The organism is Pseudomonas sp. GW823-FHT02F05, from assembly GCF_058797315.1.
Genome location: NZ_JBXAJM010000001.1, coordinates 313,603 through 334,199, shown reverse-complemented (window position 1 = coordinate 334,199; position 20,597 = coordinate 313,603). Strand labels below are relative to the sequence as shown.

Here is a 20,597-nt window from a genome sequence, read left to right as displayed (position 1 = left end):
CTTCCATGCGCTGCATCGAACCGGTCATTTCGCCGATCTGCGCCAGTTGATGCCGTGCGCCTTTTTCCAGGGTGCCGCTCGCGCTGGCCAGTTCCTGGCCAAGCTGGCCCAAGCCATGGGAGTCGCGGGCGACGCCGTCGATCAGGTGGGTGAGTTGCTGCAGGAAGTGGTCGAACCGCTTGGCGAGGGACACGTGGGCCTTGCCTTCACCTTGGGCGGTTTCCACCGTGAACTGCGAGGTAACGGCGAGCATCTTCTCCAGCATTTCCTGGCTCTCCACCGCTTCGGCCTGGCTATGGACGGCCAGGTAGAGCAGGGCGACGGTCTCCATCACCACATAGAAGGCGTGGACGAACACCATCGTCCAGCCGCCGTGATGCTCCATCACAAACACAGGAAAACCCTGGTGCTGCAAGGCATGGAACACCACGTGATGCACCGCGATGGTCAGTGCCGCCACCAAAATCGGCAGCCAGTCACGGTAGAAGGTCAGCACCGCCAACAGCGCGAAAATGCCGAAGTGGGATTCGATCACCCCGTGCGCCTGGTTGATGTGCAACGCCGCCATCACCATCAAGCCGGCGCCCAGTGCACAGCGCATCGCGCGGGTGCCGCCGATGACGCGATACAGCGCCGTGAGCACCACGCCGGTGCCCCCACCGACGATCACGGCCTGCATGAGTGTGTCGTGCCAGAACGCCAGGCCGAGGGAGAACAGGAACATCAGCCAGATCAATGCCAGCATGATGCGGTCGGCCTTACGATAGTGCTCTAGAAAACGGACGGGCATTCACTCTTACTCCATGAGAGGGGGGGCGTCGAGGTCAAGCAAGCACGCGGTGTGCCACACAGGCGCATCGCTGTGGAGTGAAGCAGATATTCAGGATTGTCGCCGGTTACCCACGCGTTATCGGCATGTGGGCGTGGGACTTGAAGAACGGCTGCCCGAGCGGGCAGCCGAGGTGGGCATCAGGCTCAGAAGCTGTACTTGGCGGTCAGCATCATATTGCGGGGGCTGCCATAGGAGTCGCCACCATAGTCCACGTCGTTGGAGATGGACTGGTAGTAGTGGCGGTCGAAAATGTTGTTGGCATTGAGCTGCAAGTCCAAATGCTGATTGACCCGGTAGCCCGCCATCAAGTCGGTGACGGCGTAGCCGCCTTGCTGGAGCCGGTAGTTGCTGCCATCCGCTAGCTTGATGTCGTTGTACATGCGGCTCTGCCAGGAGATATTGCCGCCGACGCGGAGTTTTTCCAGCGGGCCCTGGAAGTTGTAGCGTGTGGTCACTTTGAACAGGTGCTCCGGGATGTCGGTATCGAACTGCTTGTTGACCTTCTGCGGGTTGGCGTCGTCCTTGATGGTGTGGGTGCGCGCATAGGTATAGCCGCCGCCGACCTGCCAGTTTTCGGTCAAGGCGCCTTGCAGTTCGAAGTCGATACCCTGGCTGCGGATTTCGCCCGAGGCTTCTGCACAGGACGCCTGCGGGCAGTTGGGCACCACCACGGCCACGGCGCGGTTTTCCTGGTCGACGCGGAACAGCGCCACGCTGGCATTCAGCGCGCCACCAAAATATTCGCCTTTGACGCCCACCTCATAATTTTTACCGACGATGGGTTTGAGCGGAGTGCCGGCTGTGCTCTTGTCTTTTTGCGGCGTGAAGATGTCGCTGTAGCTCACGTATACCGAATGCTGGTCGTCCAGATCGTAGATCAGGCCGGCGTAGCGGGTGAGGTTGCGGGTGACCTTGTAGTCGCCGGCGGCATCACGGTTGTCGTAGTCGTACCAGTCCAGGCGAGCGCCGAGGATCAGCTTCAGCGGGTCGGCCAGGCTCAGGCGGCTGGTCAGGTAGAAACCGTCCTGGGTGGTGACTTCGCGAACGTTGTTGGTGCGGGTGAAGTTCGGTTTGCCCGCATTGATCGGCCAGTTGAGGTCGTAGGGGCTGTAGTTGTGGGTGGTCATGTCGTAGATGCGCTTGCTGGCGCCCACCACCAGTTCATGGGTACGGCCGAACGCCTCGAACGGGCCGCTGGCAAAGGCGTCGAGCCCGGCCTGGTTTTCATCGTAGCTGGCCTGGTACACCGTGCGGGCGAGGGTGTCGTTGGTCCAGCGCGATTGGTAGGAGCCGGAGAACAAGGCGTTCTGTTCGGCATAGTTGGCGTTGACCTGCAGGCTCCAGTCGTTGGCCAGGCGCTGGCGCAGCTCAGCGAACACGGTGTTGATTTCCTGGTCCTTGTTCTCCCAATCGGTGCCTGGGTTATAGGAGCGCGACAGGCCCAGGTGGCGCCCATCCAGGCCGACCATCGAAGCGCCCCAGAAGTAGTTGGTCTTGTCCTTCTGGTTCGAGTAACCGAGGGTCAGGGTGGTGTCTTCGCTCAGGTCGGCTTCGGTCACGGCATAGAAAAGGCCATGATCCTGCTCGGCCTTGTCGATAAAACTGTTGGCATCGCGGTAAGAGGTGACGACGCGGCCGCGCCAGGTGCCACTGTCATTGAGCGGGCTGGAGGCGTCAAGCTCGCCACGGTAGTCGTCCCAGCTGCCGACCGCGCCGGTGAGGGTAACTTTCTGCTCATCCAGTGGCCGCTTGCGGATCAGGTTGATGGCGGCCGAAGGGTTGCCTGCGCCGGTTACCAGGCCGGTAGCGCCGCGCACCACTTCGACGCGGTCGAACATTGCCAGGTTCGGCTGGGCGCCTACCGACGCACCGTTGTAGCCGCTGGGGATACCGTCATACATGAGGTTGTCGATATCGAAACCGCGTGCGGTGAAGGCTTGTCGCCCAGGGCCGTTGGAATAATTGAGGAACAGCCCCGGCGTGGCGTTGACCACGTCGTTGATGCTGGTCATGGCCTGGTCATCCATGCGCTGGCGCGTGATCACGGTGACGGCCTGCGGGGTTTCGCGCAGGGTCAGCGGCAGTTTGGTCGCGGTCTTCATCGAGCCGGTGGTGTACGACTCGCTGCCTTCGGTGGTTGCGCCAAGCTGTTGGCCCGAGACCTGGGTAGCGCCCAGCTCGATGGTGGCCGGTGCTTCGGCGTCGGCGGCAATGGCCGCATTGGAGGTTGCTAGCGCGATAGTGATTGCCATCAGACTGGGTGTAAAAACGTTGCCGCCGCGTTGTTGCACAGACATGAAAGTAGGGCTCCCCAAGTGCCTTCCGTGGCGAATAGTAAATCTGTTGATAATTATTCGCATCAGTTTGGCAGATTGAGTCTGTAGGGAAAAGCCCTAACTCTGTAGGAGCGAGCTTGCTCGCGAAAGACTCACAGGCGCCGCGTTGATTCCGGAAACCCACGTTATCGTTGAGGTTTTTCGCGAGCAAGCTCGCTCCTACAGGGTGGTGTTCAGGTGAACAGGATTTCGTAGGGCTCGCGCATGCGCTCCAGCAATATCTGCGCGAGCATCGGTGGTAAGCCAATTTGTGGGTCACCCACCAATTGGCTGGCGTAGGCATGGGCGGCGTGCAACTTGCGCGCGACGGTCCAGGTGTCCAGGCGGACCTTGCGTGCACGTTGCCAGGGCATTACCGCGCTTTCCCGGGCCGGCCAATGCCAGGCCCAGATCGGCAGTTCATACAGTTGCGCACCTACCAGGCTGCACGCCCTGGCACTCGCGCGGCCGACGGCGTCGTGGTCGTCATTGCCGTCGTTGCGCCAGGTGGTGAACACCACATCGCCAGGTTGCAGGTAGCGCGCGATGAATTGGCTCATGGGCTGTTCACGGGCGGCCAATGCATCATCACAAAACCCGCCACGAATCCATTTCAGGCTGTGCAAGGGCATACCCAATCGGCGCAGGGCCTCTGCACTTTCCTGAGGTCGCACCACACTCAAGCGGCTGGCCGGCCATACCTGAGAGCCGGGATGGCTGGCGCTGCCATCGGTGATGGAGATCAATTGCAGCGGATGCTCGCGGGTGCTGAGCAGTTGCAGCAAACCGCCGCATGCCAGCACTTCATCGCCAGGATGAGGTGCGATTACCACGACGCGAGCACCGGGTGGTACCAGGCTGTTCAGGGAGATGATGGGTGTTTGCGCCAACTGCGGCGCACTGTTCCAGATTTGCACGGGGCCGCGACGGCCTTCGCTTAAGGAGGCAGGCTTCATGGGGTGTCACATCCTTGTCGGTTGATACCGGGTCGTGCTCCGTTGACGAGACGACGCTCTTGTCTTCACCGCAGGCTCCGCTGGGTGAGTGCGCAGCATGCCAATCAAGGAATGCCATGCAAGGCGTTAAGAGCATAGACAGGCATGGGTATCTGCACAACTTTGATGCGATGTTTGCTGGGCTGACGTCATCGCAGGCAAGCCAGCTCCCACAGGGGTCTATGTTGCCCACAATATCTGCGCCTGGCACGGATCCCTGTGGGAGCTGGCTTGCCTGCGATTTTGTTTTCACCCAGCCCGCATCAAGCTCTTCAAGTAATCACCAAACCCACCCTCAGCCCGGCAATCCAACCGCGCACTGGTCACCACCTGCGGTGCATGGCTCCAGGCAATGGAGGCACCGCAACGCTCCAATTCACGTACGAGTTGTACATCCTCATGGCATTCCAGCGGTTCAAACCCACCGGCCTCTACGTAGGCGCGGGCACTCACGCCCAGGTTGGCACCGTGGATATGCCGATGCCCATCGCGGGCGTGGTAGGCCTGCTGATAGCGAATCTGCGCGGCAGGGTCGAAGCCTTCGCTCCAGGTGTCCACGGTGACTGTTCCACACACCGCGTCGCAGCCTTGGGCCAGTTGGGCCACCAGCCAGTCAGGGGCGACACGGCTGTCGGCGTCGGTGCAGGAAATCCACCGCGCGCCTTGCTCCAGCAAGTACCCTGCACCCACGCCGCGGGCGTGGCCGACATTGCGGGCCTGCACGTGAAGGCAATGCACCTGGTGGGCCTGGGCAATCGCTGCACTGGCGTCGCTGCAACTGTCGAGTACTACCAGAATCTGTACCGCTTCCCCCAGCAAGCCCGGGTGGTCGGCGGCGATCCTCGCAGCTCGCAGGCAATCATCCAACAGGGCTTCTTCGTTATGTGCCGGGATCAGAATACCGATCATCGTAAACCCTCATGGCGAGCGACCGAGGTGCCATCGAGGCTCCACAGGTCGAGCAGGAAATCCGGGTCCTGGTACTGCACCAACGGTGCTACACCCAGACGCTGTTGCAGCACGGCGTGCACCTGTTCGGCGGTTTGCGGGCAACCGTCAATGGGCACTCGCCAATGGCAGGCCAGGATTTGCCCGTCAGCGGTCAAGGCGGCGAGTGCGCAATCGATCAGACGATTAAAATCACCTGCATCGAGGTAATAACAAAGCTCACTCAATAAGATCAGCTCGAATTGCCCGCCGGGCCATTGTTCCGGCAGGCGACGCTGCTCCACCCGGGCATGAGGAAAACACTCCAGCCGCGCTTGTGCCAGCCGTACCGCCGCAGTTGCAGTGTCGCAACACAGCAGGCGTTCACAACGCGGGGCCAACTCGGCACTCAGTTCGCCGTTGGCACAACCCGGCTCGAATATCGACGCATAGCGCGGCCGCGTCAGCACGGCCAAGGTCAGGGCGCGCTTGCGTTGTTCGTACCAGCGCTGACGAAAAGCCCAAGGGTCGTCATTGCCGGCAAACAACTGGTCGAAGTAGGGGGTTGCCACACTCATACGAACACCATCTCAAAAGGTTGCAGCAAGCGCTCCACCACATAGGGCGCCAGCACCGGTGGCAGGCCGATTTGCGGGTCGCCCTCCAACTGGCTGGCGAAGGCGTGGATCGCATGGCGTTTGCGTGCCACTTGCTCAGCGGTCAGCGGAATCTTGCGCGCCCGATGCCAGGGCACCTTGTGGTCTTCGGCGGTGGCCCAGTGCCAAGTCCACACCGGTAGTTCACACAGCACTGCACCGACGGCCTTGGCTGCCTTGGCGCTGGCGCGGCCCACGGCCTCATGGTCGCAATGCCCATCCTCGCACCACGTGGCGAACACCACATCGTTAGGCTTGAGGTGGCGCTGGATAAATTCGCAGAGCTGGGCTTCGCGCTCGGCCACATGGCTATCGGCAAACCCGCCGCGCAGCCATTTCAAACTGTGCAGCGGCAAGCCAAGGCGGTGCAAGGCCTGGGCCGATTCCTGCGGACGCACCACACTCAGACGCTCCACCGGCCAGCGCCGGGAGCCCGGGTGGCTGGCGCTGCCATCGGTGACGGAGATCAACTGGATAGGGCGATCCAGCGCAGCCAGCCCTTGCAGCAGGCCACCACTGCCCAGCACCTCGTCATCCGGATGCGGGGCGACTATCACCGCTCGATGCCCTGGCGGCACCAACTGCGCCACACTGATGTGCTGCAATTCGGCCAATCGTGCGCTGTTTTGCCAGTGACTCAACGGCGTGCCCTGGCCAACAATCGGATTGGGCCTCATAGCGCCCATCTCCCTGTGGGCTCGCCGGCGACCTGTTCACCGAGGGCGGCCAAGTCGCGTTCGGCATGACTTTGCCGCACATACACCGGTAAATCGGCCATCAACTGGGCAAAGTGCGGATCCTTGCAATACGGCCCGGCGCCGACCGCGCGGCCCACATGCTGGATCACCTGCTCGACTGTGTCCTCGATACACGCACGCGTCTGTTGCGCCAGTTGCCGCGCATCAGCGCGAGGCTCGCGGTCGATCTGCGCGGCGCTGGCGCGCAACACGCAGGCGGCGCTGTTCAGGGCGCTGTCGACCGCGCCGAGGTGGGCCAGCGCATGGGGCTCTGCACGTGTGGCGCACTGGGCGCGCAGTACTTCACCCAGGCGTTGCGCCGCGCCGTACCAGCACGCGGCAATGCCGATCCCACCGTGCCAGAAGCCCGGACGGGACAGATAGTCGCCCGGGCCGCCCACGGCAATTCCCCTGGCGGCGCTGAACAGGATGTCGACGCTACCGGTCGCCGCCATGCCCACCGCCTTCCAACCCTCATCCGTCACCGTGATGCCCGGTTGATCCATCGCCACGGCCACCAATTGCTGGCGGTCCTCTTCGTCCCAGGCCGTCAGCAAACCATGGCTGACCACCGCCGCACCGGAACACCAGGCCTTGCGCCCCTCGACGAGCAGCCGCTGGCCGTCGCGACGCACACGCACCTTGGCAGTCGGCGGCTCGGCCGCCCACATGCCCCAGGTGCTGCCCAGCGGCGGCAAGGGGCTGTCGAGTTCGGCAATGATCGCCAGGGCATCGGTATGGCCTTCGAACAACTTGCACAGGCGCAGGTCATGCCCGGCCACCTGGGCCAATTGGCTCAAGCGGGACAGAGTCTGGCCGCTGCCCGGTAACGGCAGTTGATCAAGGCCTTCTTCCTGAAGGGCCCTCAGGGCATTACCCAGGGCTTGCGTGTCGGCATAGCCCCGGTAGCCCTGAAGGAAACCGTGCAACGCCATTTCACACCTCGCCTTCGTGCTGCAGTTCAAACAGCAGCAGCGAGCGAGCGGTGACCGCGTACTCATGCTCGAAATCAAAGCGTTCCTGGCCACGCACAGCCGGGTCGTTGGTGTCGAGCAGGCACGTCCAGAACTCGCCCTCCGGCACCGGCGGCAGGCGGAAATTGACCAGGTCGTGATGGGCGTTGACCACCAGCAGCAACGTGGCGTCGGCCCCGGCACGACGAATCCCGGTTTCCTGGGCGCGGCCATCCATCAACATGCCCAGGCAGCGGCCCTGGCTGTCTTCCCATTGCTCGGTAGTCATTTCGTTGCCATCCGGCGCGAGCCAGGTGACGTCCTTCACGCCGATGTCTTCGTTGTAGTCGCCCACCAGGAAGCGCCCACGCCGCAGGATCGGGTACGCCAGACGCAGCTTGATCAGGCGCTTGACGAACTTGAGCAGGGCCTTGCCGTCATCGTCCAGATCCCAGTTGACCCAGCCGATCTCGCTGTCCTGGCAATAGGCGTTGTTGTTGCCGTGCTGAGTGCGAGCGAACTCGTCCCCGGCGACGATCATTGGCGTGCCCTGGGCCAGCAGCAAAGTGGCGAAGAAGTTGCGCATCTGGCGCAGGCGCAGCGCGTTGATCTCCGGGTCGTCGGTAGGGCCTTCGACGCCGTGGTTCCAGGACAGGTTGTTATTGCTGCCGTCCTGGTTGTTCTCGTCGTTGGCCTCGTTGTGTTTGTCGTTGTACGACACCAGGTCGTGCAGGGTGAAGCCGTCGTGGGCGGTGATGAAGTTCACCGAGCTGTACGGCCTGCGCCCGCGGTGATTGAACATCTCGCCCGAGGCGGTCATGCGCCCGGCGAAGTCTGCGAGTTGGCCGTCGTCGCCTTTCCAGAACGCACGCACGGTGTCGCGGAAACGGTCGTTCCATTCCACCCAGCCCGGCGGGAAGTTGCCCACCTGGTAGCCGCCGGGGCCACAGTCCCAGGGCTCGGCGATGAGTTTCAACTGGCGCAGTACCGGGTCCTGGCGGCACGCCACGAGGAAACTGTGGCGCTCATCGAACCCGTCGCGGTAGCGCCCGAGGATGGTCGCCAGGTCGAAGCGGAAGCCGTCCACGTGCATCTCGGTGGCCCAGTAACGCAGGGAGTCGGTGACCATTTGCAGCACGCACGGGTGGCTCAGATCCAGGGTGTTGCCGGTGCCGGAATCGTTGATGTAGAAGCGCTTGTCGTCGGGCATAAGGCGATAGTAGGAGGCGTTGTCGATGCCGCGCATCGACAGGGTCGGGCCGCGCTCGTTGCCTTCGGCGGTGTGGTTGTAGACCACGTCCAGAATCACTTCCAGCTTCTGCTCATGCAGGTGCGCGACCATCTCCTTGAATTCGGCGATCTTGCCGCTGGCCAGGTAGCGCGGGTCGGGGGCGAAGAACGCGATGCTGTTGTAGCCCCAGTAGTTGGTCATGCCTTTTTCCAGCAGATGCTGGTCGTTGACGAAGGCGTGCACGGGCAGCAGCTCGACCGAGGAAATGCCCAACTGGCGGATATGCTTGAGCACGTCATCTTCCATCAGGCCGGCGCAGGTGCCCCGCACCGACTCGCCAACCGAAGGATGGCGCATGCTGATGCCGCGCAGGTGGGTTTCGTAGATGATCGTGCGGTCCCACGGCACTCGTACCGGTTGGTCGTTGCCCCAGGTGTGCGCCGGGTCGATGACCTTGCACTTGGGCACGAAGGGCGCACTGTCGCGTTCATCGAAACTGAGGTCGTCGTCCGGGTGGCCGATGGTGTAGCCAAACAGCGCTTCGGACCATTTGAGTTCGCCCACCAGTTGCTTGGCGTAGGGGTCAATCAGCAGCTTGTTGTGGTTGAAGCGATGACCATTGGCCGGGTCATAGGGGCCGTAGACACGGTAGCCGTAAATCAGCCCGGGGTGGGCATCGGGCAGGTAACCATGAAAAATCTCGTCGGTGTATTCGGGCAGTTCGATGCGTTCCAGCTCGACCTCGCCGGTATCGTCAAACAGGCACAGCTCCACCTTGGTGGCGTTGGCGGAAAACAGCGCAAAATTCACACCCAGGCCATCCCAGGTGGCGCCGAGGGGGAAGGGCAAACCTTCACGGATCCGCGACGGCTCATGAACCGGCGTCGCTGTGGTGTTGTCGGGTTTGCTCATCGAGTTGCTCCTGCAAAAGGTCTTTTTTCGGGCCGAACGCCGCCGTACTGACGGTGCTTCAGCGCATGGCTTGGACGGAAAAGGGCCTGCAGCGCGCAATGCGTGCTGCAGGCCCGAGAAATCATGGGGCGGGCGGTTTGGGCTTCTTCGGGGCGGCGGGTTTCTTCGCCGCAGGTTTGGCGGCGGCAGGCGCAGCAGGTTTGGGCTTTGCCGCAGCCTTGGGCGCGGTTTTCGGCTTGGCGGCCGGTTTAGGCTTGCTCGGCGTCAGCGCCTCGGCTTCCGCCAGCTTGCGCGCCATCTCCCAGTGGCGATCGTGGGCGCCATCGGGCTTGCCTTCAGACTCCCAGATCTGATGCGCCAGTTCGCGAATGCGTTTGTCTTCTTTACTCATCACAAACTCCTCACAGAAAATTTTCAGCTTTCTTGATTATCAGGATTGATAAAGACATTGACCGGGAGATCCCCCAGGGCAGCGCTGATCAACAGCTCCTTGTTGGGTGTGACTACGCCCGTTTGAAAAAGTCCCTTCCAGTTTTGTGCAGGGGCGGCGAACGGTAATTTCACCCGAGTATCGCCCCAAACCTGCGCATTGATCTGGGGAAACATCCCGTTTTCAAGCAACGGATAAGACCAGCGCGGCACCACCACCAGTAACTGCTTGCCTTGATGTTCACGGTAGAACGCAACCACGCGCTCAGCGTGCTGGCCCACCACTTCCAAAGGCGTATAGCTGCCATGGCGCAGCAGCTCGGGGCAGGCTTTACGCAGGCCCAGTACCTGGGCGATCACTGCCTGTTTGATACGCCCGTCGCGCCAGTTGAACAACAGTTCGCCGATGTCCGGTGGTGCCTGCAAGGCACGTTGCCGCGCAGCGAAGTCCACCGGGCGCCGGTTGTCCGGATCGACCAGGCTGAAGTCCCAGAACTCATCGCCCTGGTAAATATCCGGCACACCAGGCACGGTCAGATGAAGCAAGGTTTGCGCCAGCCCATTCAGGGCGCCGGCGGGGGCGATGGCCTGCGCAGCGCTGTCCAACGCACTGCGCAGCGGCGCACCGGCCTCACTGAGCAGCAGGCGCTTGAGGAACGCTTCCGCCGCCTGTTCGTAAGCCTCGTTGGGCGCGCTCCAACTGCTCTGCAACTTGGCCTCGCGCAGGGCTTTTTGCTGCCACTGCCACAGGCGTTGCTGGTACGCCTCCAGATCGGGGTTGGGCTCCAGCGGCCAACTGCCGAGCAGCACCTGATAGAGAATCAACTCATCGCCAGCCGAGGGGCTGTCGGCGCTCTCGCGCAGGGGTTCGGCCAGACGGCGCCATTGCTCGACCTGTTCGGCATACCAGGGTGCGCACTCGCTGAGCACCGCCAGGCGCGCACGGGTGTCTTCCCCGCGTTTGTGGTCGTGGGTGGCGGTGGCCAGCAGGTTGCCGGGAAAGGTCTTCAGGCGCTGTTGATTGGCCGCATGGAAATCTGCCAACGGCGCACTGAATTGCTCGGTGCTGAAGCCCACATCGTTGCGCGACAACAACACCGCCGAACGGTAGAACGCGGTGTCTTCCACAGCCTTGGCGGCGGCGGGCGAGGTCAGTTGCTGGAAGCGCACGCAGGCATGCTTGAGCATCTTGCGCGCGCGGCCTACCGGGCGATTGCGCCAGGGCTGGCCACCCAACCATTGCTCCAGGTGGTCGAGCACCGGCCAGTCGCCTTCGTTGAGGGTACTGCGTGCACCCTCCATGGCGTGCTGGAACACCTTGTCGTCGGCCGCACTGCGGCCCTTGGCGCTGATATAGGTGCGGTACACCGGGAAATGCACGATCAGTTCCTGCAAGGCCCGGCGGATGGCACCCAGGGTCAGATCGCGGGTCATCACGTCATCGCGGGCCACTTGCAGCAGCGCCTGGGCTACGCTTTCGAAGTCGCCGCCCAACGAACCATTGAGGATCTGCTGGCGCGCCAGCCGCGCTTCCTCGCCGAAGGTTGAGGGCCGCTCGCTGTGACGCGTCCACATCTCAGCCAGCGCTGCAAAACCTTCGGGATGGTGCTGCAGCAATGACAACTGGTTCATGAACTCGTAGCCGGTGGTGCCATCCACCTGCCAGTCTTCACGCAGGGTTTCGCCTTCGCCAAGGATCTTTTCAACAAAGATGGGCAAGTGGCGTTGGGGTGACAGCGCGTCTACGCGGCGGCGCAATTTGCGGCAATAGCCACGCGGGTCGGCCAGGCCATCGATATGGTCGATGCGCAGCCCGTCGACCAGCCCCGCGCTGATCAGCTCGAAAATCTTGCCATGGGTGGCTTCGAACACCGCCGCGCGTTCGACCCGCAGGCCGCCGAGCTCATTGACGTCGAAAAAACGCCGCCAGTTGATGTCGTCTGCGGCTGTGCGCCAACTGGCCAGGCGATAGGTCTGTTGTTCGAGCAGGTGATGCAGGCGCTCGAAACCGTCGGGCTGGCGACTGTCGAATGCGATCAGGCGTTGTTCAATAGCGGGTCGCAGCTCGCTGGCGCGTTCGGCCAGGGCTTGTTTGAGCTCGGTGGCTCCGGCGTAGGCGTCGTGCTGATAGGCGAGGGCGGCGAAACGTTCGGCCAGCGATTTGAGTAACTCGTCGCTACCCAGAATCAAGCCGTAGTCCCTGGGGCAAATCGGAAAACGGTGTTCGTAATGCTCGACGTAGAAACTCCCCTGGGCGGCATCGAACTTGAGCGGAAGCGTGCCGTTTTGCAAGGCTTCGCCGTAATCGCTGCCGAGGAAGGGCATCAGCAACTGGCCCTTGAGCAGCGGGTCGGGGGAGTGCCACTGGATGTCGAAGAACTCGCTATAGGGGCTCAGGCGGCCCCATTCCAGCAGGTCCAGCCACCAAGGGTTATCCGCGCCGCCCACGGCCATATGGTTGGAGACGATATCGAGGATCAAACCCATGTCGTGCTCACGCAGCGCGGCGACCAGGCGACGCAACGCCGCTTCGCCCCCCAGTTCCGGGTTGACGCGGGTCGGGTCGACCACATCGTAGCCGTGCATGGAGCCGGCGCGGGCGCTTAACAGTGGTGAAGCATACAGGTGGCTGATGCCCAGTTGGGCAAAGTACGGCACCAGTGGCACCGCGTCATCGAGGGTAAAATCTTTATGAAATTGCAGGCGCTGGGTGGCGCGCAGGGGCAGTGCGTTCATCGGTCACGCTCATAGGCTTGGTTGCGCGCCACGGCCAGCAGTTCGAGGCGACGCGCCGCGCTGCCATTGTCGAGCAGGCTGGCGGCTTCGCCGGGCAAGCGTCGGCGCCAATTGGGGTGGGTGTCGAGGGTGCCCGGCAGGTTGGCTTGCTCCTCGATGCCCAATGCATCTTCCAAGGGCAACAACACCAGTGGCGCACGGGTATGGCCCAGGTAGCGCACGCTGGCGTCGATCATATGGTCGGTGTCGTTGCGGATCTCGTCGATGAAGTTCTGCGGGTCCTGGCTCAAGGCTTGGCGCAGTGCCTGGCGTTCGCGCAGGCGGTGTTCGCTCCATTGGTCTACGGTGGGCGCATCGATCAGGCCCAGCTGGATATTCCATTCGATATCGCGGCTGTGCCACCAGCCATTGAGGGTCGGCAAGTCGTGGGTACTGGTGGTGGCCAAGGCGTTGTCGGGCCAATCGAGGATGGGCTTGAACTGGCCGTCATGGTTCTGTTCGAACAGCAGCACACGCATGCCCAGGATCGAACGGGCGCTGAGCTTTTCGCGCAGGCCTTCGGGCACGGTGCCCAGGTCTTCACCGAGAACGATGGCCTGGTGGCGGTGCGATTCCAGGGCGAGCAAACGCAGCAGGTCGTCCACCGGGTAATACAAGTAGGCACCTTCACGGGGGGACGCGCCCAAAGGAATCACCCACAGGCGTTGCAGGCCCATCACGTGGTCGATGCGCAAGCCGCCGGCATGGGCGAAGTTGGCCCGCAGCATTTCGATAAAGGCGCGATAGCCATTGCGCTTGAGGCCGTCAGGGGAAAAGGCAGAGATGCCCCAGCCTTGGCCTGCGCGGTTGAGAATGTCCGGTGGCGCGCCGACGGTGAGGTCGGCCAGCAGTTCATCCTGGCGACTCCAGGCCTGGCTGCCGCCGCCGTCGGCGCCCACCGCCAGGTCGGCGATCAGGCCGATGCCCATGCCGCTGCCACGGGCGGCCTGTTGTGCGCGCTCAAGGCTGCGGGCAATCAGCCATTGGGTGAAGGCGAAATAGCCGATTTCGTCGCGGTTGTCCTCAGCGAACTGCGCCAGGGCCGGGCTCTGTGGCGTACGCCAGGCTTCGGGCCATTGGCGCCAGTCCAGGTCCTCACCCGCGGCAGCACGCTTGGCCTGTATGGCTTCGAAGCGGCAGTGGTTTTCCAAGGCTTCGCCGCCGGCCTGGCGGAAGCTTTGAAAGTCGGCATGCTGGGGATGCGCGCCGTGGCGAAAGTCTTCATACAGTGTGCGCAGCAGGCGTTGCTTGGCCTTGGCGGCGGCCGGCCAGTCGATCAGCGGGAGCTGTTCCAGGGCATGCAACTCGTCAGCCAACCCGGCCGCTTCGATGGCGTTGCGCACTTCACGTTCACCAAGGATGCACGCCGGCGAAGCATACAGGCTGTTGAGAAACAGGCGGCTGGAGGGTGAATAGGGGCTGAATCGCTCAGTGTCGGCGCTGAACATCGCGTGCATCGGGCTGATTGCCACGGCGTCGGCGCCGCGTTCGGCGGCGGAACGCACCAGGTGCTCCAGGGCAAGGGTGTCGCCAAAACCGCCATCGCCGAGGCGGCGCAAGGCATAGAGTTGGGCGCTCAGGCCCCAGGCGCGAGCGGGTTGGCTGTCGACCGCGTCGGCCACGCTATAGCAGTGGCTGGGCGCGACGGCCAGGGTGAAGGTTTGCCCGTCGATATGCACCTGGTGATAGCCGAGGGCAATCACGCCGGGCAATACGGCCTCGCCGTCCAGGCGCAGCTCCAGGGTTTCGCCGCCTTCCAGGTTGACGCGACACGGGGTGTCCGGGGCGAAATAGCGTGCCAGGTCCAGGCCCGCACCGCTGTCGGTGGTCATCAAGGGCGGCAGGTGCCGGTCCTGCTGCGCCTGCTCAAGTTGCAGCAGGCTCGCGTCGATCTCGGCATCGCTGTCGGCCGGGTGCCCCAGCCCTTTGAGGACGGCGCGCAGGGCATCAGGCTTTACATGTTGCGGGCGACCGTTGGCATCGATCCAATCGACGGCCAGGCCCGCGCGGCTGGCGAGAATTTCCAGGTTCGCTTCGCTCAAAGAATGTCTCCAACAGGGGATAAGCAAACGCGTGCGCTCAAGGGCGGTAAGTGCGCACCTTGCGGGGCAGGCGTTTGGAAAATAATCGGGTGGGGTGCCGGATGATCCAGGGGCTGTTCACTCAGGTTCAGGTCGATCTGCAGCACACGGCCGTTGCCCAGGCGCCAGCGCGCGGTGACGGCATGGTCAGCCAGCACGTGCGCGCCCAGGGCGACGGTGCCGGGCAAGTGTGGCACCACGTGCACGTGACGCAGGCTCAGCAGGTGGCGGTAGAGCTGGGTGTGGTCGTTCTCGACGAAAGAGGGCACCGACTGTAAAAAGGTTTGCAGCGCGTTGGGGTCGGGGATGCGCTGGCGTTGCTTGGGGTCGTGAAACGCCGCGAAGTCGGCAAATTCATTGCGCCGCCCCTCACGCACCGCCTCGGCCAGTTCGCCATGATGGTCGGTGAAAAACAGGAACGGCTCGGCGGCATTCACCTCGTCGCCCATGAACAACATCGGGATCATGGGGCACAGCAACAGTAGGGCGGTCGCGGCGCTCAGTGCCTGGGGCGAACACATCTGGTGCAGGCGTTCGCCGAGGGCGCGGTTGCCGACCTGGTCGTGGTTCTGCAGGAACGCGACGAAGGCGCTGGGGGGCAGATCCGCACTGGGTTCGCCGCGCGCATGGCCATGGCGTGTCGTCTCGCCCTGGTAGATGAACCCCTCGGCCAGGCAACGCGCCAGCTTGGCGGTAGGCTGCTCGGCAAAGTCGCTGTAGTAGGCGTCGGTTTCACCGGTGAGCAGCACATGCAGCACGTTATGAAAGTCGTCATTCCATTGGGCGTCGAAATCGTGCTGCAACAGGCTGGCCTGGTTCAGTTCGTTTTCCAGCATCAGCCACACGTGGCGCCCGCCGTCCACCTGCTGGCGTACCCGTTGTGCCAGTTCCTGCAGAAACCCAGGGTTGTCGATGGCGTGCACGGCATCCAGGCGCAGGCCGTCGAAGCGGTATTCGAGCAGCCACATCAAGGCGTTGTCGAGGAAGAAATCCCGCACTTCACGACGCTCGAAATCAATGCCGGCGCCCCAGGGTGTGTGCACGTCCTCCTGGAAGAAACCCTGGGCGTACTGGCCCAGGTAATTGCCGTCGGGGCCGAAGTGGTTGTAGACCACATCGAGGATCACGGCCAAACCGTGGCCGTGGGCACTGTCGATCAGCTGCTTGAGTTGCTCGGGAGTGCCGTAGGTAGCGTGGGGCGCATAGGGCAGCACGCCGTCATAGCCCCAATTGCGTTCGCCGGGAAATTGCGCCAAAGGCATCAATTCAATCGCGGTGACGCCTAGTTCGGCCAGGCGGGGCAGGTGTTTCTCGACAGCAGCGTAGCCGCCCATGGCGCCGACGTGGAGCTCGTAGATCACCGCCGTGTGCCACGGGCGACCCTGCCACTGGCTGTGGCGCCATTCATAGGCGAGGGGGTCGACTACTCGGCTCCACCCATGCACGTCCAGTGCCTGGGCCCTGGAGGCGGGGTCGGGCACTGTGTTTTCGCCATCGATGTTAAAACGGTAAAGCGTGCCGGCAGGGCACGCGATTTCGACTTCAAACCAACCACCGGCCTGGGGCAGCATGACGATGGTTTTACCCTGTTCCAATTCAACGCTGACATAAAATGCGTCTGGCGCCCATAACGCAAAGCGCGTGCGGTGCGCGTCCAGCATGATTGCGCCGTGGGGCCAGGTTTCCAGAGTCCTTGACGGCATCTATGAAGACCTCCCTTAGTTGTTCCAGTCGCTACTTGTTCGATTTCCCCAGGGCCTTGGCCACCAGTTGTTCGTAGAGTTCGGCGTAGGGTTCCACGGCCTGGCACCAGTTGAACGGCTGGGTCATGGCACGGCTGCGCATGGCATTGAGCAGACCGGGGAAGGCGAACACCTTGAAGGCGCGGCGCAGCGCCTCTTCGTAGCTTTGCACCGTGGATTCATTGAACAGGAACCCGGTGACGCCATCCTCAATGGTGTCCGCCAGCCCGCCGGTGTTACGCGCCACCGGCAACGAGCCGAAGCGTTGCGCGTACATCTGGCTCAGCCCGCAGGGCTCATAGCGTGACGGCATCAGCAGGAAATCGCTGCCGGCGAACATGCGGCGCGCATCGGTCTCGTTGAAGCCAATGCGTACGCCCACCTGGCCCGGGAAGCGCAGTGCCAATTCGCGCATGGCCTGCTCTTCTTCCGGCTCGCCACGGCCGATGATCGCAATCTGGCCGCCGTTTTCGACGATGAAACCGGCGACGGCTTCGGTGAGGTCCAGGCCTTTCTGGTAGACCAGGCGCGAGACCACAGCAAACAGCGGACCACTGGATGGCTGCAGCTCAAACAGCTCGCGCACGTGGGCGGCGTTGATGGCTTTGCCTTCCCAATCGCCGATATTGAAGTTGTGGGTCAGGTGCGTGTCGGTGGAGGTTTCCCAGCTTTCGTCGATGCCGTTGGGAATGCCGCTGAGCAGGCCTTGCTGGGTCTTGCTGGCGAGGAAGCCATCCAGGCCACAACCGAATTCCGGGGTGGTGATCTCCTGGGCGTAAGTGGCGCTCACGGTGGTGATATGGCTGGAATACGCCATGCCCGCCTTGAGAAACGACATCTTGCCGTAGAACTCCATGCCTTCCTGTTGCAGGGCGTGGGGCGGAATGCCCAACTCAGGCGTCGAGGCCAGGCTGACCACGCCCTGGTAGGCCAGGTTATGAATGGTGAACAGAGTTGGCGTACGTGACCCACGCCAGTGCATATACGCGGGGGCCAGGCCCGCAGGCCAGTCGTGGGCGTGCACCAGGTCTGGGCACCAGTGGATTTGTGCAAGGTTGGCGGCAATGTCCGCGGCAGCCAAGCCCAGGCGGGCGAAGCGAATATGGTTGTCCGGCCAGTCGCGGCCGTTGTTGGCGCCGTAGGGCGTGCCTTCGCGCTCATACAGTTCGGGGCAGATCAGCACATAGATGACCAGGCCGTCCTTGAGGTCCATACGCCCGATCTTGCACGGTGGCAACGCGGCATGGCCACCCAGTTCACCGACGATATGAATCGGGTTATCGCTTTCCATCACTTGCGGGTAACCCGGAATCAGCACCCGCACATCATGCAGGTGCGCCATGGCGCGGGGCAGGGCCGCGGAGACGTCGCCCAGGCCGCCGGTTTTCACCAGGTCCGCGAACTCGGAAGTGACAAACAAGACTTTCTTTCGATTCGGATTCTGACTCACGACCGGCCGCACAGTGTTGGGCAGGTCGGCCAAAGACTTTGGCCCTCCTGCCGGCTGACTAAAACGCTCTCCCTGAGTATCTACTGCGGCACTGATCATAATGCACTCCCATCTGTTGGTTGGCTAATGGCCCGCTGCCATCGGCTCCGAGTGACCGCATCCTGCGGCCAGGCACACAAGCGCTATACAAGCTGGCAAGGCGTATGCCAGTTGCAACGTCGGCTTAAAAAGATTGGATGAGCGGGCATTCGGCCTGAAGCGCGCGTGCTCGCCCTTACCTAAAACTTGACCAGCGGCAGGTTTCGAAAGTTTAGATTTTTTGCGGGGTTTTTGTTTTGGAACGGACCCATCGGTCATGAGTCTAGGACAGATCCCAGCGCCTGCTGGGTTTTCATGCAGATTTTGTAGGACAAAAAACTTTTATCGATATGCCCCTGTGGCGAGGGAGCTTGCTCCCGCTGGGACGCGTAGCGGCCCCAAAATTTTGGGAGCGCTGCGCACTCCAGCGGGAGCAAGCTCCCTCGCCACAGGGGGGGGTGCACTTTAATGGTGCGTCAGGCGAGCCCGCGAATGGGCACACCCTTGGCCCAGGCTTGGATATCTTCGATCATCTGCTGATAGAACTGCCGGTAATTCTGCTCGCTCACATACCCCACGTGTGGCGTTGCGAGCACATTGGGCAAGCGGCGAAACGGGTGGTCAGCCGGCAGCGGTTCCTCGGCAAACACATCCAGCGCCGCCCCGGCCAGGCGTCCGCTGCGCAATGCTTGCAGCAGTGCCTGCTCGTCCACAATCGGCCCGCGTGCGGTATTTACCAGGTGCGCTGTGGGCTTCATCCAGCCCAACGCTTGCGCATCCACCAGACCACGGCTGCGCTCGCTGAGCACCAGATGGATGGTCAGAATATCCGCCTGCTCAAACAGCTCGCGCTTGCTGACCCAACTCACCCCTGATTCCGCCGCTCGCTCGGGCGTGAGGTTCTCACTCCAGGCAATCACCCGCATACCAAAGACCTGGGCGAACCTTGCGACTTTCTGGCCAATGCTGCCCAGCCCCAGGACGCCCAATGTCTTGCCGTGCAGGTCGCCGCCCAGGCCGACCTGCCATCCGCCCGCACGCAGTGAGTTGGCTTCGGCGAGCAGGTTACGTGTAGAGGCCATGATCAAGGCCCAGGTCAGTTCCGGTGCGGCGTGTTTATAGCTGTCGGTGCCGCACACCTGGATGCCCAGGGCCTTGGCTGCGGGAAGGTCGATGGCGGCATTGCGCATGCCGCCGGTCACCAGCAATTTGAGCTGGGGCAGCCCTTGCAGCAGGGCTTTGTCAAAGGTTGAGCGTTCGCGCATCAGGCAAATCACCTCGAACCCTTTCAAGCGCTCAGTCATGGTGGCGGTATCGGCGGGGTAGTCGTGGAGAAAATGCACCTTGCCCACGCTGTCCAGCGCCGACCAATCTGCCACGTCGCTGGCCACGTTTTGCCAATCATCCATCACTGCGATCTGTATCGACATGCACGCGGGCCTCGAAAAGTGGCAATTAAAGGGCGTTCAACCCGTGCAACAGGGCTTTATGAAACTGTTCCGGCTCTTCCACCTGGGGCGCATGGCCCAGGCCGGGGAACTCCACCAACGTGGCGCGGGGAATCAGCTTGGCCACCTGCTTGCCCAGTACCTCGTAATGACCAATTTTGGCCTTGACCGCCGCCGGCGCCACATCTTTGCCGATGGCGGTAGTGTCGCTGGTGCCGATCAGCAGCAGGGTGGGCACCTGCAAGTCTTTGAACTCGTAGTACACCGGTTGGGTGAAGATCATGTCGTAAATCAGCGCCGAGTTCCAGGCAACCTGAAGATGCCCCGGGCCTTGGTTCAGGCCGGCGAGCATGTCTACCCAGCGCTCGTACTCGGGTTTCCAGCGCCCAACGTAATAGGTGTTTCGCTCGTAGTTGCGTACACCGTCGGCGCTCAGTTTCAGCTCGCGCTGGTACCACTGGTCGACGCTCTGGTAGGGCACGCCGAGGGCTTTCCAGTCTTCCAGGCCAATGGGGTTCACAAGCCCCAACTGTTCGGTTTGCTGGGGGTACATCAGCGCATAGCGTGTGGCGAGCATGCCGCCGGTGGAATGGCCGATCACCGTGGCCTTTTGAATGCCGAGCTTTTCCAACAGTTGATGGGTGTTGGTCGCCAGTTGCTGGAAGCTGTACTGGTAGTGGTCGGGCTTGCTGGAGGTGCAAAAACCAATCTGGTCCGGGGCGATGACGCGGTAACCGGCGTCACTGAGCGCCTTGATCGAACCCTCCCAGGTAGCGCCGCAAAAATTCTTGCCGTGCATCAGCACCACGCTGCGGCCGTTTGGAGTGCCGGTGGCGGGGACGTCCATGTAGCCCATTTGCAGGGATTTGCCCTGGGATTGGAAGGCAAAATGATTCAAAGGGTAGGGGTATGCAAAGCCCTGCAACTCAGGGCCGTAGGTGTCAGCTAACACGGGCGCCGCGCTGACCGAAAACAAACCGGCTACGCATAATGTACGGATAAAAGGCATGGGTTTTGGCTCCGAGACAGATGCCCG

Annotated in this window: 14 protein-coding genes; all 14 read right to left on the bottom strand. The window is 62.5% G+C overall.

What is annotated here, in order from left to right; translation table 11 throughout:
- Positions 1-975: 975 nt before the first annotated feature.
- Positions 976-3,129: a TonB-dependent siderophore receptor gene (locus AC1RAC_RS01575; protein ID WP_057975789.1), complete on the bottom strand. Its 2,154-nt coding sequence runs from the start codon at positions 3,127-3,129 to the stop codon at positions 976-978.
- 212 nt (positions 3,130-3,341) lie between these two features.
- On the bottom strand, positions 3,342-4,103 hold the full coding sequence (locus AC1RAC_RS01570) for a PIG-L deacetylase family protein (protein WP_054897371.1): 762 nt from the start codon (positions 4,101-4,103) through the stop codon (positions 3,342-3,344).
- A gap of 288 nt (positions 4,104-4,391) precedes the next feature.
- Positions 4,392-5,051, bottom strand: coding sequence for a glycosyltransferase family 2 protein (locus AC1RAC_RS01565; RefSeq protein ID WP_057975791.1), 660 nt, complete (start codon positions 5,049-5,051; stop codon positions 4,392-4,394).
- Positions 5,048-5,647, bottom strand: a complete 600-nt coding sequence (locus tag AC1RAC_RS01560; RefSeq protein WP_057975792.1) for an SAM-dependent methyltransferase — start codon at positions 5,645-5,647, stop codon at positions 5,048-5,050. Before AC1RAC_RS01560 ends, AC1RAC_RS01565 begins: the two co-directional genes overlap by 4 nt.
- Positions 5,644-6,402, bottom strand: a complete 759-nt coding sequence (locus AC1RAC_RS01555) for a PIG-L deacetylase family protein (RefSeq protein ID WP_198791769.1) — start codon at positions 6,400-6,402, stop codon at positions 5,644-5,646. The genes AC1RAC_RS01560 and AC1RAC_RS01555 overlap by 4 nt, the downstream gene beginning before the upstream one ends.
- On the bottom strand, positions 6,399-7,397 hold the full coding sequence (locus AC1RAC_RS01550; protein ID WP_054897375.1) for an acyl-CoA dehydrogenase family protein: 999 nt from the start codon (positions 7,395-7,397) through the stop codon (positions 6,399-6,401). Before AC1RAC_RS01550 ends, AC1RAC_RS01555 begins: the two co-directional genes overlap by 4 nt.
- A 1-nt stretch (position 7,398) precedes the next feature.
- Positions 7,399-9,558 (bottom strand): glycogen debranching protein GlgX, encoded by a 2,160-nt coding sequence (gene glgX / locus AC1RAC_RS01545; RefSeq protein WP_034127560.1) that lies wholly within the window; start codon positions 9,556-9,558, stop codon positions 7,399-7,401.
- 121 nt (positions 9,559-9,679) lie between these two features.
- Positions 9,680-9,949 (bottom strand): DUF2934 domain-containing protein, encoded by a 270-nt coding sequence (locus AC1RAC_RS01540; RefSeq protein WP_003191595.1) that lies wholly within the window; start codon positions 9,947-9,949, stop codon positions 9,680-9,682.
- Positions 9,950-9,972: 23 nt separating this feature from the next.
- Complete coding sequence (locus AC1RAC_RS01535; RefSeq protein WP_492616054.1) at positions 9,973-12,723, bottom strand: malto-oligosyltrehalose synthase; 2,751 nt, start codon at positions 12,721-12,723, stop codon at positions 9,973-9,975.
- On the bottom strand, positions 12,720-14,804 hold the full coding sequence (gene malQ, locus AC1RAC_RS01530; RefSeq protein ID WP_492616053.1) for a 4-alpha-glucanotransferase: 2,085 nt from the start codon (positions 14,802-14,804) through the stop codon (positions 12,720-12,722). Before malQ ends, AC1RAC_RS01535 begins: the two co-directional genes overlap by 4 nt.
- Positions 14,801-16,546, bottom strand: a complete 1,746-nt coding sequence (gene treZ, locus AC1RAC_RS01525; RefSeq protein WP_492616052.1) for a malto-oligosyltrehalose trehalohydrolase — start codon at positions 16,544-16,546, stop codon at positions 14,801-14,803. Before treZ ends, malQ begins: the two co-directional genes overlap by 4 nt.
- A gap of 31 nt (positions 16,547-16,577) precedes the next feature.
- A complete protein-coding gene (gene glgA / locus AC1RAC_RS01520) occupies positions 16,578-18,134 on the bottom strand; it encodes a glycogen synthase GlgA (RefSeq protein ID WP_073521523.1) in 1,557 nt (518 codons plus the stop codon).
- 455 nt (positions 18,135-18,589) lie between these two features.
- Positions 18,590-19,543 carry a D-2-hydroxyacid dehydrogenase family protein gene (locus AC1RAC_RS01515; protein WP_259284340.1) on the bottom strand — a complete coding sequence of 318 codons (954 nt, stop codon included), beginning with the start codon at positions 19,541-19,543 and terminating at the stop codon, positions 18,590-18,592.
- Positions 19,544-19,568: 25 nt separating this feature from the next.
- On the bottom strand, positions 19,569-20,570 hold the full coding sequence (locus AC1RAC_RS01510) for an alpha/beta fold hydrolase (protein ID WP_089041778.1): 1,002 nt from the start codon (positions 20,568-20,570) through the stop codon (positions 19,569-19,571).
- Positions 20,571-20,597: the final 27 nt, after the last annotated feature.